The sequence below is a fragment of the Mucilaginibacter sp. genome, from assembly GCF_039207105.1.
Classification (GTDB): Bacteria; Bacteroidota; Bacteroidia; order Sphingobacteriales; family Sphingobacteriaceae; genus Mucilaginibacter.
Window position 1 is genome coordinate 1 of sequence record NZ_JBCECK010000127.1, and the last position, 14,318, is coordinate 14,318.

The 14,318-nt window shown below is 40.1% G+C and carries 13 protein-coding genes; 6 read left to right on the forward strand and 7 right to left on the reverse strand.

The annotated features are described in order from the left end of the window. Positions 1-83 precede the first annotated feature (83 nt). Positions 84-647: a hypothetical protein gene (locus tag AAGC65_RS19800; RefSeq protein ID WP_343114195.1), complete on the forward strand. Its 564-nt coding sequence runs from the start codon at positions 84-86 to the stop codon at positions 645-647. 70 nt (positions 648-717) lie between these two features. Here the strand turns inward: AAGC65_RS19800 and AAGC65_RS19805 are convergent, their stop codons facing one another. Beyond that, entirely contained in the window at positions 718-1,062 is a 345-nt protein-coding gene (locus AAGC65_RS19805; protein WP_343114196.1) for a phosphoribosylpyrophosphate synthetase, read from the reverse strand. 174 nt (positions 1,063-1,236) lie between these two features. Between AAGC65_RS19805 and AAGC65_RS19810 the strand changes: the two genes are divergently transcribed. Further along, a complete protein-coding gene (locus tag AAGC65_RS19810; protein WP_343114197.1) occupies positions 1,237-1,641 on the forward strand; it encodes a hypothetical protein in 405 nt (134 codons plus the stop codon). Positions 1,642-1,726: 85 nt separating this feature from the next. After that, positions 1,727-1,912 (forward strand): hypothetical protein, encoded by a 186-nt coding sequence (locus AAGC65_RS19815; protein ID WP_343114198.1) that lies wholly within the window; start codon positions 1,727-1,729, stop codon positions 1,910-1,912. Positions 1,913-2,014: 102 nt separating this feature from the next. Here the strand turns inward: AAGC65_RS19815 and clpB are convergent, their stop codons facing one another. Then, positions 2,015-4,636: an ATP-dependent chaperone ClpB gene (clpB, locus tag AAGC65_RS19820; RefSeq protein ID WP_343114199.1), complete on the reverse strand. Its 2,622-nt coding sequence runs from the start codon at positions 4,634-4,636 to the stop codon at positions 2,015-2,017. A 151-nt stretch (positions 4,637-4,787) separates the two neighbouring features. On the opposite strand from clpB, the gene AAGC65_RS19825 reads away from it, so the two are divergent. Next, the gene (locus AAGC65_RS19825) at positions 4,788-6,128 is read left to right on the forward strand and encodes a HAMP domain-containing sensor histidine kinase (RefSeq protein WP_343114200.1); all 1,341 of its coding nucleotides are present in this window, start codon (positions 4,788-4,790) and stop codon (positions 6,126-6,128) included. Positions 6,129-6,200: 72 nt separating this feature from the next. Here the strand turns inward: AAGC65_RS19825 and ligD are convergent, their stop codons facing one another. Next, a complete protein-coding gene (gene ligD, locus AAGC65_RS19830; RefSeq protein ID WP_343114201.1) occupies positions 6,201-8,921 on the reverse strand; it encodes a DNA ligase D in 2,721 nt (906 codons plus the stop codon). Positions 8,922-9,001: 80 nt separating this feature from the next. Then, a complete protein-coding gene (locus tag AAGC65_RS19835; protein ID WP_343114202.1) occupies positions 9,002-9,472 on the reverse strand; it encodes an inorganic diphosphatase in 471 nt (156 codons plus the stop codon). Between the two features lie 57 nt (positions 9,473-9,529). On the opposite strand from AAGC65_RS19835, the gene AAGC65_RS19840 reads away from it, so the two are divergent. After that, positions 9,530-9,766 (forward strand): hypothetical protein, encoded by a 237-nt coding sequence (locus tag AAGC65_RS19840; protein ID WP_343114203.1) that lies wholly within the window; start codon positions 9,530-9,532, stop codon positions 9,764-9,766. 60 nt (positions 9,767-9,826) lie between these two features. On the opposite strand, the gene AAGC65_RS19845 is transcribed toward AAGC65_RS19840, so the two are convergent. The 3 genes from AAGC65_RS19845 to AAGC65_RS19855 are packed head-to-tail and all read right to left on the reverse strand — an operon-like array spanning position 9,827 to position 13,337. Further along, positions 9,827-10,009, reverse strand: a complete 183-nt coding sequence (locus AAGC65_RS19845; protein ID WP_343114204.1) for a hypothetical protein — start codon at positions 10,007-10,009, stop codon at positions 9,827-9,829. Positions 10,010-10,068: 59 nt separating this feature from the next. Beyond that, on the reverse strand, positions 10,069-11,340 hold the full coding sequence (locus AAGC65_RS19850; RefSeq protein WP_343114205.1) for a DUF1501 domain-containing protein: 1,272 nt from the start codon (positions 11,338-11,340) through the stop codon (positions 10,069-10,071). 17 nt (positions 11,341-11,357) lie between these two features. Continuing rightward, positions 11,358-13,337, reverse strand: coding sequence for a DUF1800 domain-containing protein (locus AAGC65_RS19855; RefSeq protein ID WP_343114206.1), 1,980 nt, complete (start codon positions 13,335-13,337; stop codon positions 11,358-11,360). 155 nt (positions 13,338-13,492) lie between these two features. Here AAGC65_RS19855 and AAGC65_RS19860 point away from each other — a divergent pair, with 155 nt between their 5' ends. Next, positions 13,493-13,879 (forward strand): hypothetical protein, encoded by a 387-nt coding sequence (locus tag AAGC65_RS19860; RefSeq protein ID WP_343114207.1) that lies wholly within the window; start codon positions 13,493-13,495, stop codon positions 13,877-13,879. Positions 13,880-14,318 lie beyond the last annotated feature (439 nt).

Here is a 14,318-nt window from a genome sequence, read left to right on the forward strand (position 1 = left end):
AGTTAAGACTGGGCTTAAATCCGCAATTTTCAGACCAACAACATTACTACTAAACGCTTAAAAAATTTACATTTGTTAACAATATGCTTAGCCAGCAGCAACTTACCGAACAACTTAGCAGCTCCATTGGCAAAATCAGGATACTGAAACTCAGTCACCTATTAAATGAGCAAGGTTTTCCGCTGCATGATATTATTGATATTACCTTTCATCCGGACAAACAGGTAGGTTTTAGGGCTATATGGCTATTTGAAAATATATTTTTAACCGATCCCGAAGCTTACTTCAACGATCTAAGTTACCTGATATCGCGATTTAAAGAAGTCACTAACCAAAGCTGCATGCGGCATTACGCCAAAATAATAATGCATGTTACAGAAAATGCCGCTCCGGGATCATTACAACTAAAACTTAAAGAGATTGACTTTGAACCGGTTGTTGAACAGCTTTTTGACTGGTTGATAAATCCTAAAGTTAAAGTCGCGGTAAAGATGTTCGCCGCGAACGCATTATATAACCTGAAAGACACGTTTCCCTGGATACAGGAAGAACTTACCAGCCAGCTTGAATTTTTAATGCGCGATGGTAGTTCTGGTATTCAGTCTGCCAGTCGTAAGATTTTAAAAGGTATAAGGAAGATGAGTTAGATATGCAGATTTCAAATGAATTGATCACAATCATCTGAACATCTTAAATCTGAGCATTTGCATATCCAATTTATGTCGTCGGCCGGTCATCGCCATGCAGGTTTTGGCCTACCTGGTGATGATGCAATTTAGCCGCTATAGCCGATGAACTATCATCGGCATAAGTTCCGTAAGCATTCACTAAAACACCTTTAAGGTTATATTTTTCTGATGATACCGCATACACGATAGACATATCATCCGGGTTGCTGGCACCTTCAAAGCGGTAAAATTCGTCAATTTCAAAATCGTCTGCAATCATTTGTATACCTTGCTCTTTATCATCAATAGTATCGCCATCAAGACTTAGATTGGCTGTATATCCTCTTTTTAAAAGGTCGTTAGTGGCATCCACTAATGTATCATAGTTTTTCATATTGGGTGATATTTTGTTTAAGTAACAGGATACTATATTTATGCTAATTTGTATATGTTAAACATGAAACGAGTGCTGTTGTTTTTCTGTTTTAAACTATAATGCTCCTTGTGCCTTATACAACTACAATAAACTATTAAGATAAATACTGATTGACTATATTTACTTACGGCAATGGACATTATACATACATATCATAAAACCCTGTTAAAAAAGTGGATATTGGCTTTTACCCTTATCATAAGCTTTTTTGTGCTATCGGGTTATGTGAATAGTTGTATACCCAATGGCAAATCTGTAGCCGAAATAACGGCTTTGGCTAATAAAATTGCGGCTTTAAAAGGTGGTATCAGTTATAAAAGAGTTGCTTTAAGTTTCTACAAACCGAAGCCTTTGTACCGGGTGGTCATCAGGCTTTTTAACCTTAACAATGGGGTATATCTTAATCTTTTAACAAGCCGTTATTTTTATTTAAAAAGGCTTTTTACATCATTTAAGTCCAATATTATTTACTTTTCACAACAGCCATACTCTTCCTGCCAAAGTTACCTTCTGCTCAGCTCCGATAACATCTGCTAAGTTCCCACATCTATTAAGACTTCGTATTAAATTTATGAACTGATTTAGTCACGTCGAAGCGTGCTAAATCACAATTGTTACCTGCATGAAAAAGCTTAAAAAGCTGATACGCCTGTGTTGGTTTATCTTGCTTTTAATATTGGCTGTAAGTGGCATTGCCATTACAGGTGTAGCACCGGCACAAGCCAAAAACCGGGAAAGAATTATAGATAATGAGCCATTAATTGAAATGGTTGATAAAAAGAAAGAGGAAAACGAGGAAAAACCATAAAGAATAGTCCTTTTTAGGAATAAGAAAAAGCAATGGTTTTTAAACACGAATAGCCAACCCAGTGGGTTGGCTATTTGTTGTATAATAGAATCATTAATTATATTATTTGACTACTTCACCTGCAACAGTTTTTGGTGTATTCAGGAATACGAAGTTATTATCAAACATATCAACTTTAATGGTACTGTCTTTATCAACCGTACCTGCCAGGATCTGTTTCGATAACTCGTTCAGGATCTTTTTCTGGATAACACGTTTCAACGGACGGGCACCAAACTGCGGATCGTAACCCAACTGGGCCAACCAATCAAGTGCTTCATCAGTGGCCTCCATAGATACTCCCATTTCGGCAAGGGTCTGTTTAACCTGGTTAAACTGCAGCTTCACGATACTGTGTATCTCTTCGCGGCTTAGCGGGGTAAACATGATAATCTCATCTATACGGTTCAAAAACTCCGGACGGATAGTAGCCCTTAATAAAGTAAACAACTCATTCTTTGTTTTCGCTATCAGTTCATCGCGGTTACTATCTTCCAAAGCCTGGAAATTTTCCTGTATAATGTTTGAACCAATATTGGAGGTCATGATAATAATGGTATTTTTAAAATTCACCACACGACCTTTATTATCCGTTAAGCGACCATCATCCAATACCTGTAATAGTATGTTAAACACATCCGGGTGGGCTTTCTCAATCTCATCCAACAATACTACGCTGTATGGCTTACGGCGCACAGCCTCAGTCAGTTGACCGCCTTCATCATAGCCTACATAGCCCGGAGGCGCACCAATAAGCCTTGAAACTGCATGACGCTCCTGGTATTCACTCATATCGATACGTACCAAAGCACCTTCGTCATTAAACAAGTACTCGGCCAGGGCTTTTGCCAGCTCGGTTTTACCCACGCCGGTTGTACCCAAAAATATGAATGATCCAATTGGCCTGCGTTTATCCTGCAAACCGGCACGGCTCCTACGTATAGCATCGCTTATGGCTTCAATAGCCTCTTCCTGCCCTGCTACACGTTTGTGAAGTTCTTCTTCCAGATGAAGTAATTTTTCACGCTCGCTTTGAATCATTTTTGAAACTGGTATGCCTGTCCAACGGGAAACCACACCGGCAATATCATCGGCAGTAACTTCCTCTTTTAACATGCGACTGTCGCTTTGATTTTCAAGCAGAGCGGCTTTCAATTTTTCAACTTCGGCCTGTGCCTCAACAATGGTTCCGTAGCGCAATTCTGCCACCTTGCCATAGTCGCCTGCACGTTCGGCCTGCTCGGCTTCCAGCTTATAAGTTTCAATAAGCTCAACCTTTTGGTTAATACCATCAACCAGGTCTTTTTCGCCTTTCCATTTGGCACGGTACGAATCACGTTGTGAAGACAGGTTAGCGATCTCCTCGCTTAACTCAGCCACCTTCCGATCATCTTTTTCACGTTTAATGGCTTCTCTTTCAATCTCCAGCTGCATGATGCGACGTTCCAGTTCATCAACTACTTCGGGAACCGAATCCATTTCTAAACGTAGTTTAGAAGCTGCCTCGTCCATCAGGTCAATAGCCTTATCTGGCAAAAATCGGTCAGATATATAACGCTGCGACATTTCAACCGCGGCAATAATAGCTTCATCCTTAATACGTACTTTATGGTGGGTTTCGTAACGTTCTTTCAAACCACGCAAAATAGAAATAGCATCGGCAGCATCAGGCTCTTCAACCATCACTTTCTGGAAACGACGTTCAAGCGCTTTATCTTTTTCTAAATATTTCTGATACTCATTAAGGGTAGTAGCACCAATTGATCTCAGCTCCCCACGGGCCAATGCAGGCTTTAAAATATTAGCCGCATCCATTGCGCCTTCACCACCTCCTGCACCAACCAGGGTATGTATCTCATCAATAAACAGGATGATCTCACCGTCGCTTTGAGCTACCTCCTTCACAACGGCTTTCAAACGTTCCTCAAACTCACCTTTATACTTTGCACCGGCTATAAGCGCTCCCATATCCAGTGAAAATACCACCTTGGTTTTCAAACTCTCAGGTACATCACCTTTGATGATCCTGAAAGCGATACCTTCTGCGATGGCGGTTTTACCAACACCGGGCTCACCTACCAGGATCGGATTGTTTTTGGTACGCCGAGATAAGATCTGGATCACCCGGCGAATCTCCTCGTCGCGGCCGATCACCGGATCCAACTTACCTGAGCCTGCATACTCGTTAAGGTTACGGGCATATTTATTTAAAGCATTGTAAGTTGCTTCGGCATTTTGATCGGTTACCTTGCTATCACCACGCAAACTTATAATGGCTTTTTTAAGGTCTTTTTCGTTTACACCTAAATCTTTTAAAAGAGAACTTACGGTTCCGCCGCCGGCAAGTATGCCTAACAATATGTGCTCAACCGAAACAAATTCGTCTTTAAACTCTTTCAAATATCCTTGCGCCTTTTGCAAGGCCGAATTGGTATCTGATGACAGATAAATATTGCTTCCGCTTACCTTAGGATATGAGCTGATCTGCGCATCAAGCGTTGCATTTAACCGGTTAAGGTTTACATTTAATTTTTTTAATAAATAGGTTATAACATTTTCATCAACCAGCAACAAGCCTTTTAACAGGTGTGCGGGTTCAATTGCCTGCTGTTGGTTTCCAGTAGCAATTTCCGAAGCCTTTTGTACGGCTTCCTGGGCTTTTATGGTAAAGTTGTTAAAGTTCATATTTCAGTGTTAATCAAAACGCTTGCCATTTAGCTTATTATGAAATAAAGTCAGGTAAATATAAACCAAAACGACATTTTGACTTATTATTAATAAATCGATTTATTGCCAATTTTTAATATTTTTACAACGCACCTTATAGATAGATACTTTGAATAATCACTTCTTTTTTAATAGCCTGCCGGCAAAATATAAAGCATCATACAGAGATTATTATACATATCAAAACCTGCTTGCTATAAGGGCCGGAAGCATCATATTCTTAATACTAAATATCATTATACGGATATTTTATTTTATTTTTCCGGTAAGCCTTACCAAAGCGCAAAACTTCCCTGAATTTAACTTCAGTAATTGGGTATTTATTATCATAACCCCCTTTTTTCTCATAGCAAGCAATTTGTTACTGGCCCGGTTTAAAGGCCATAAAAAAGCAACAGCATCAATGGCATTATTGGTGTTTTTGTTTTCAGTATATATTATTTCATGTGGCATGTATTCAAGCTTTATTGCCACCTCTGATCCAAGTAACGCGCTAACACTATATTTGATAGCTTTAAGCCTGATAAGTGCGATGTGCGTATTTGAATATTATGAAACAATAATATTAATCATAACCGTTGAAATATTATTTACCGCTCTTTTATTCTACAGCCAAACCAGCTCAACTCAAATGGTTTATAACCAATTGATATCTGCCATTTTGCTATCCGCCTTTTATCTTACTTCCAGATACTTTTTCTCCTATAAAGTTAACTATTATCAGCAGGTAATTGAGATCAGGGAAAAAAATGTTGAAATTGAGAAAGCAGGCGAATTTAAAAACCAGGTATTGGGTATGGTTGCACATGACCTGCGCAATCCTATTGCCGCGGTTGAATCATTAGCCATGATCATGGAGCTTGATGAGGTAAGTGCTGATATGCAGGAGAACCTGAACATGATGAAAGCATCGTGCGTTAAAGCCCGTACTATTATTGACGATTTGCTGGAGGCTGCTCATAACGATACCAGCAACTTTTTTGAGGTTGAGCGGATTGAACTAAACCAGCTACTTAAAAACATTGTAAGCGATTGGAAAATACAGCAGGATCATAAAGCCGATGTTTTATTTACTAGTAATATAAACCCCGCTTATGCATCTGTAAATAAAGAAAAACTACACAGGGCTCTTGATAACCTCATTAGTAATGCCATCAAGTTTTCAAAGGATAACAGCCGTGTTGATGTAAGGCTCAATAAACGGAGTGAAGAATTAACTATTGAAGTTCAGGATTATGGATTGGGTATACCTGCGGACATGCTGCCTGACATATTTACCCGTTTTTCCAAAGCCAGAAGAACAGGCTTAAGGGGCGAACTATCAACAGGTTTAGGCCTGAGTATAGTGCAGCAGATCATAGAAAAGCATAACGGTATCATAGAGGTGGAAAGTACAGTGGGCCGCGGTACGGTTTTCACTATAAAATTACCTATTTCCTGGTTAGGGTAATGAAAAGTTTTGAGTAGTAAGTTTTGAGTAACGAGTTGTATTAGTACTAAACTTAAAACTCATCACTCAAAACTACTTCCCAAACACGCTTTGGGCTTTTTTGATAGTTTTTTCCAGGTCGATGCCTTTTCCTAATACGCCTTTAAAAAGATCGCCTTCTGTTTTGAACCGATCAATAGCATTAAAAATGGTAAAGTGTTTCATGGTAAGGCCGGGCTTTACCTCATCCCAATGCAGCGGTGCAGATACGGTTGCCCCTACTTTAGGTCTCAGCGAGTAAGGCCCTGCTATGGTTGCTCCGGGCCGGTTCTGTAAAAAATCGAGATACATTTTACCCTTCCGGTTAGCTACCATACGCTCCAGCGTAGTATAGTCAGGTAACTGCTTATGAACGATATCAACAACAATGCGGGCAAACATTTGCGATTGGTCATAATCGTACTTAGCCCCTATCGGTATATAAATATGCATACCGGTTGATCCTGAGGTTTTACAAAATGAGGGAACATCAATAGCATCAAGTACTTTACGTACCTCCTGCGCTGCTTCGATAACCTGATCAAACGTGTTTTTATCCGGGTCAAGATCTATCACGCAATAATCAGGATTATCTGGCGATTGTACGCGACTGAACCAGGGATTCATTTCAATACAGCCAAGTGATGCCATCCACAGTAAACTTGCCTCATCTGTACCAACCAGATATTCCTTATGTTCTCCCTCGCTGGTGGTATAAGGAAAAGTTTCGGCCCAATCAGGTGCTTTATCCTTTACGTCCTTTTGGTAAAAACTGGAACCATGAATACCATTAGGGAAACGATTGAGGGACATAGGCCGGTCTTTGAGATAAGGTAAAATATACTCAGCCACCTGATAATAGTAATTAAACATATCGCGTTTGCTCACTTTGTCTTCGGGCCAGTAAATTTTACTGAGATGAGTAAATTTCAATTCATGCCCGTTGATTTTACGCACCTGGGTTTCGTCTGTTGGATTTAGCAAAGTTTTCCTTCCTTTCTGTTTAGGTGGTTTAATGGCCTCGGCGTGTTTATCTTCCTGTTTTTCTTCAGTAGCATCAACGGCATTATCCGTTGATATGGCAATTTCACGTACTACATCTTTTGCTTTTTTGTCCACTCGCATACCTTGAAATGATGGATGACGGAACACGCCATCGCTGGTTACTTCGCTAAAAGCAACCTCACATACCAGTTGGGGCTTAAGCCAGGTAGCTTTGGCCTTAGGCGGATTAGGGCGAAAACGAGAAGGCTTATTTACATCGGGTATTTCATTAAAAGGACTTTTATCAATGATCAGGGGTTTAAACTGCGCCATCATCTCTTTTTGTACTTTATCTGAAAACCCGGTGCCTACTTTGCCTACATATTGCAGCACCTCATTTTCATAAACTCCTAATAACAAGGAACTGAACTGTTTGGAGGTATCGGCATTTTTGGTAAAACCGGCAATTATTACTTCCTGCCGTTTATGTACCTTGATCTTCAACCATTCTTTTGAACGCACATCTGGCGAATAAGTACTATTTGCTTTTTTAGCTATAATCCCTTCCAAGCCCATTCTTTGGGCAGCCGCAAAAAAATCAGTACCACTGGCATCAAATACTTTACTTAACCTGATGCGGTCATCATCCATCGGCAATACATCTTTTAATATGGCCTGTCGTTGCAAAAGAGGCAGGTTCATCAGGTTTTTACCATTATACCATAACAGATCAAATATGTAATAAACCAACTCACCATCGGCTTCACTACGCCAGTTTTGCAGATTGCCAAAGTTTGAAATACCTTCATCATTCAAAACCAATATTTCTCCATCAACTACAGCATCAATTTTCCATTCTTGCAGTAAGTCGTATATAGGGTAAAACTTATCATTAAAGGCTTTTTTATTCCTGGAAAGCAATTCCACCTCTCCCTTGTTTACAAAAGCCAGGGCCCGGTAGCCATCCCACTTTACCTCGTATACCCAGTCTGGGTTATCAAAAGGTTCGTCAACCAGGGTGGCCAGCATGGGTTTAATACCGGTCGGCATTTTAGCTTTGGGTGCCTTTTTTAAAATAGCAGTAGTATCAATATCGGTTGTTTCAACTATGCTTTCGTCGGGCTCAACCGGTTCGGGTGCTTTTTTTTTATCAGATATTTTCTTGGTCGATTTCTTTATTGTTTCCTCATGCCCGCTATGCCAAACCTTATCACTGGTTTTTTCCATCGTGGCTATGGTTTTGCCAGAAAGTACAGATCTATCTTCTTTGGTAATATCCTTCTTTGATGCAAAATCATCATTATGTTTGATCAGCAGCCAGGCATTTTCGCCCATACCATGTGTTTTAACCAAGGCAAACTCACCTTCCAGCTTTTCTCCATGCAATTTAATTTTCAACGAGCCTGATTTAAGCTGCTTTAACAGATGCTTTTCCTGCTCCTTTTTACCTTTTATTTCTTCAATTGGTTCATAGGTTCCTTCGTCCCACACAATCACAGTGCCGCCTCCATACTCTCCCTGAGGAATGATACCTTCAAAATTCCGATAATCATAAGGATGATCTTCTACCATCATAGCAAGGCGCTTATCCTTTGGATTAGTTGAGGGCCCTTTTGGCACCGCCCAGCTTTTTAGCACACCTTGCATCTCCAGCCTGAAATCATAATGTAGGCGCGTTGCATCATGCTTTTGAATAACAAAGGTTAATTTATCCTTATCCTTGCTTTTTCCCGATCGCGGTTCGGCAGTTTTGTTAAAATCGCGCTTTTCTGCATATTTTTCGAGACTCATAACAGGTAGTTTTAGCTGGCACACTATTAATTACCACTGTAACATTTTAATCAGAAATAAAGTTTTTAAAATCCTAATGCTCAATGTATCATACGTCTGGCCGGGGCAGCTCCAAGCCGTTCCATTACTTCTAATTGTTTCCCTTCCTGACTGATGTAGTTTTTGAAAAAGCTTTCCAGTTGATTGATGATCGCCACAGGCAAATCGTCAATATCCTTAACATCTTTAAACAGCTGTGACACCTCAGGCACAGCAAAAAAGCGGTCGTTACGTATAGTTTTGCCATCAGGACCAGTTTGTTGAATTTTAAACACGCCTATGATACGGCAACTAATGCAACAGCCCGGAAAAGTACCAATCTCAGAAATAACCATAACATCCAAAGGGTCGCCATCTCCGCCTTTGGTATCGGGGATAAAGCCAAAATCAAAAGGGAACGCCATACCTGCGGGTAACATCTTTTTTAGTTTAAAACATTTGAGCTCCGCATCATAATCATATTTACAATAGCTACCCTTAGGCGTTTCAATAACTACATTAATTGGTTTCATTTATAAAAAACATCTTTTAACAGTTATGGTTTTATAATGAATAATTAACCCAGTTGTATGGAACTATTTAAGATAGCTATTAATAAAGACGACGAAACTTTTGAATTTGAAGTAGCGGATTTTATACACCATGAAGGCGAGCGGTGCAAATTTGAGGTTTATAAATCCGGACAAATGGTAGCCGGCTTTGAGCCCGGCAATCATCAGTTTTTACACGTTTGCAAAAACCCGGGCAATATTGACGAGGATGTTTTGCATTTGATTGCTGATAAGATTGAAGCCTTAAATTTATAAGCGCTATAAAATGAAACATCCCCGGCTTATTGGCCGGGGATGTTTCATTTTATAGATCAATTATCCCTTTTTATTTTCGTGTTTACGGGTATTATCCCGATTGGATGTTTGATCAGACCGTTGTCCGCCACCATTACTTATACCAGCTTGTTTGCGGGCCGCTTTCTGATCGTTAAATGCCCTGTCTGATGTTGAACCACCCTGCATATTTCCACTGTTTTTAAAATCCTGTTGGTTTTTCATGATATATAAATTTAAGTGTACAATATCATAAAACATACAAGAACTATGCCGGGGAAGTTCTATCCTCGCATCACGCCTATCCTGTCGCCTTTCCAATCGGGGAATAATATATGATCATTGTTAATATTCAAATGTTTATCTGCCACTTCACTGAAAACACTCCTGAAATCGGTACTTACTGCAAGGTCGCGACCGTCTTCCAGGTTTTCAGGAGCTAATGGTTTCATATTACCGTACACCAGGCCGCCGTTAATATTATTGCCAAGAATAAAATTGCAGGATGCACGGCCATGATCGGTACCACCGGTTCCGTTTTGGTGTACGGTACGCCCAAATTCGGTCATGGTCATTACGGTTACATCGTCCTGATAAGCACCCAAGTCTGTCCACAAAGCCATGATGCTGTTACTCAAATCAGCAACATTACGGGCAAAAACACCATTCCCGGTACCCTGGTTAAAATGGGTATCCCAACCGTTTGATTCGGCAAAGGCGACCTCCAGGCCTACGTCCATTTTAACCAGTTGCGCAATTTGCTTTAATGAGTTACCCAATGCCGAATTAGGATACACCGCATTATTTGAAGGCGTATAGTTTTTAATATTGGTTTTCTGTAGCATTTTCATGGCTTCAAAGCTCTCCTTACCTGTATCTTTTAGTAATCTTGATGAGGTTTGATCATACAAGTCTTCAAAGCTTTTAGCGGCCATATTTGCACCTATTGGATTACCCCGCATCTGGATGGCGAAATCCTGCAAATTGCTGATAGATACTGAAGGATTATCGCCATAAAAAGAGCGAGGCATGGCCGATGTCATACTCACGGCGGTAAATGGCGTAAGCGCATCGTGGCCTAACAAACCAACGGCCCGATTAAGCCATCCGCTGGATGTACCTTTATTAAACGGTGTGCCAGATTCCATGTAATCCTGCGCATCAAAATGCGAACGGGTATTGTTTGGCGAACCGATACCATGTACAATGCCCAGACGTTTTTCACGAAACATGGGTTCAAACGCTTGCATAGATGGATGCAGACCAAAACGACCATCCAAGTCAATCAACGGTGAAGTAGTACCCGCTTTTGCGGCTGACATGAATAGTGTCGGCCTTGCGGCTTTCAAATACTCATCAGTAAATGGTGTAACTGCCATCAGGCCATCCATAGCGCCACGTTGAAATATACAAATAAGCGTTTTACGTTTTTTATATGGCGATATGATCTGTTCGGCGGCGGCGGCTTCGGCTAAAAAGCCGGGAATACCACCCATTAAACCAACACCTAATAAGGCTAAGCCGCCCGATTTTAAAAATCCTCTTCTTGATACCATGATGTATATTTTACCAATTATCGTCTTTGATATTCCGGCGAACCAATAATTACTCCGACTACCTGCCCCAGCATAGCGTTATTGCCATTAGCACTTTGCATTGCCGTTACATTATCACTTTTCTTGTTTTTATTAAAATCTATTTTACCATCAGCCATAGCTTTATCGGCTGCTGTCATACTCTTTGATGCGGGTTCATTTACTTTGGCATACAACTTATCCGAACTTGCTTCATCAACCTTTTGTACCAGGTTTGGGTCGGTAAGCAATGGGGTAAGTCGTTTGATGGTTTCATCCAATTTACGCTCGGGCATAATTAGTTTACTATAAACAACCAATGCGGCCTGCGCGCTTTCGGGTTCATGATGATTGTTCAACGCCGCCAGATCAACCTTTACACCTGGTATGCGGCCCGTAGCCAGAGCCAAGCCAAAATTCATCCGGTTAAGTAATGCACCAGTATTGATCCAGTACTGTCCCTTGTCCGGAAAACCAGTTGGGGCCTGATAATAATATATCCTTTCACCCATTTTACTTATCCAACTAAACAATTGGTATGGCTGCACAATATGAGCGTTAAGGCTACGTACCGACCCAATAGCCAATTCAAACGGTGATTTTGTTTTTTCCCGCACCGCCGAAGGACTCCAGAACTCTGGTGAACTTACCATAGTATATAGCACTTGTTTAATATCACCGTCTTTGGTTATAAATGTTTTCACCATCTTATCCAGCAGGCTTTGCGGTGGGTTATCGCTCACAAAACGTACGGATATTTTGCGGGTAATAAATTTTGCTGTAGCCTGGTTGTGAGCAAGCATTGATAATAATTGCACACCTTCTTCATATCCGCCATCGGGCCCAAAACGTTTACCCAATACTACCTTCTCAGTCTTGTCATGTCGATTGGCGTTAAACAAAAAATCGCTGTCACGCATAAAACCCTTGCTTTGCAAACGATCATTACCCATTTTATCAGCTACATTTTTTGCAGCTTTACCGTACTGGCCCATCGGATATATCGTCCACCCGGTTAGTACTTTGGCAGCCTGGGTTACATCCTGTTGGGTATAGCCCCCATCAACTCCCAACGTATGCAATTCCATTACCTCGCGGGCATAATTTTCGTTTAAACCCTGTGCTTTTCTTGCTTTTTGTACTTTATTCATAAGCATAGCTGTTCGAGCGGTATCAGCCATATTTTCTATCATCCTGCGGCGTAACACACCTTTGTTAGCCCCCATCTCAGTATTAACAGCCGAACTTGTAAAATTGTCCAGATAATATAGCATAGCAGGAGATTTGGCTGTAGCTAATAAAATATCATTGAATTTACCCAGGGCATTGGGCCTGATTACATCGCGCTCATACGCCGGGATAAACTGAGAGCAGTCATTTTTGGTGATAGATACATTAAAATGGTTAAACCAAAAACTTGTCATTACCTCCTGCAACTGGTTATTGCTGTAAGCGGCCCTCAGAATTTTTTGGCTGATGAACTGGCGGTAAAGCTCCTGCTCGGGTTTCAGGCCATTTTGCTGCATATAACCCAACAACAAATCGCGATAAGCTTTACGATCAGTTTTTACAGAATCTTTATTGACCACACCAGCTCCGATAGCCATGCGTAATACCTGGGCATTTTTAGGATATTGAGTAACTATTTGTGTATTGCTTAGCTTAAGCGCATCGTAGCTTGATAACAACTGATTCAGGGAATCATCAGGTAACTGAGCATCCAATTGTTGGTTAAACCAATTCTCTAAACCTTCTTTTGCTACAGCATCAACTTCGCCAGGTGTGGCACCATAAGTAAAACGGCTTAGCAAATGCGCCGCGGCCTGTTTTTCCGTTAAACCCTGCTGCCTGTAAGGAAACTTAGCCAATCTGATATTAGGACTATCTTCAAAAAAAGAAGACAGTGCTATAATGCCGCAAACAAGTATTACTGCACTAAAAAAATACTTTATATTAGCTTTAACAAAGGTAGATGGCATAGGCTTTATAATTTATTACAGTACTATGACTTCAAAGATGCATATTGGTTTAAAATGAACCTAAATAATATCCATTAAGCTATTATTAATTCTATTCAATAAACCAAATGAGTTTATAATTGTCAATACCTAACGTAATCATAAACAAAACAATAATGAAAAAGTTAATTTTAATAATAGCATTGGTAACCGGTGTAGCTGCTATAACCAATGCACAACAAAAAACTGATAAAACACCGGCACAAAAAGCTGCTCATAAAACCCAGAACCTTCAAAAAAAATTAAAGCTTACCGCAGCCCAAACCAAACAGGTTAATGCTCTTTTTACTGCTGAAGCTACCCGTATGGATAGTCTAAAAGCGCACCAGGCCAATAAAAAAGCCGGTAAGGCCACGCATAAGGCAATTGAAGCTCAAACAGATAAAAAATTAAATATCATTTTAACCGCTGATCAGAAAAAAGCCTACACTGAACTGAAACAAGCCAAAAAAGAAAAACATGAAAAGAAAAAAGCTGCGGCCGCAGCCGAAGCAAAACAATAACCCAGATACTTTTTATGCAGTAAAGCCGTTTCTGTTTTGTTAGGAACGGCTTTTTTGCAGGGCTAATTACTGAAAAGTGGTTCTTTTATTTATAAAATTTACGAGTTGTTAATCTTAAAAGCTTCACGTTTTTAATTTCTTAACATGATAAACCTAATTGATATACAGGCATTAGTGTTAAAACATGCATTTAATTGTATTACTAATATCATATTTTTAAGCTTACATACTTAACATACTGTTAACATATAAAGATTTTTATTAAAACTATTGCAAAACAGAACAAGTTGCGTATATTTGTAGCGTAGTATTTGTAAGGTGCTGAACGGCAGCAACAGATGGTTCGACTCCTCCCTTGCAACTCTTCTCATAATTTAGGTTTATAATTGGTTAGAACGCGCCCCTGCCCATCAGGGGCGCTTCTTGTTTCTATACATTT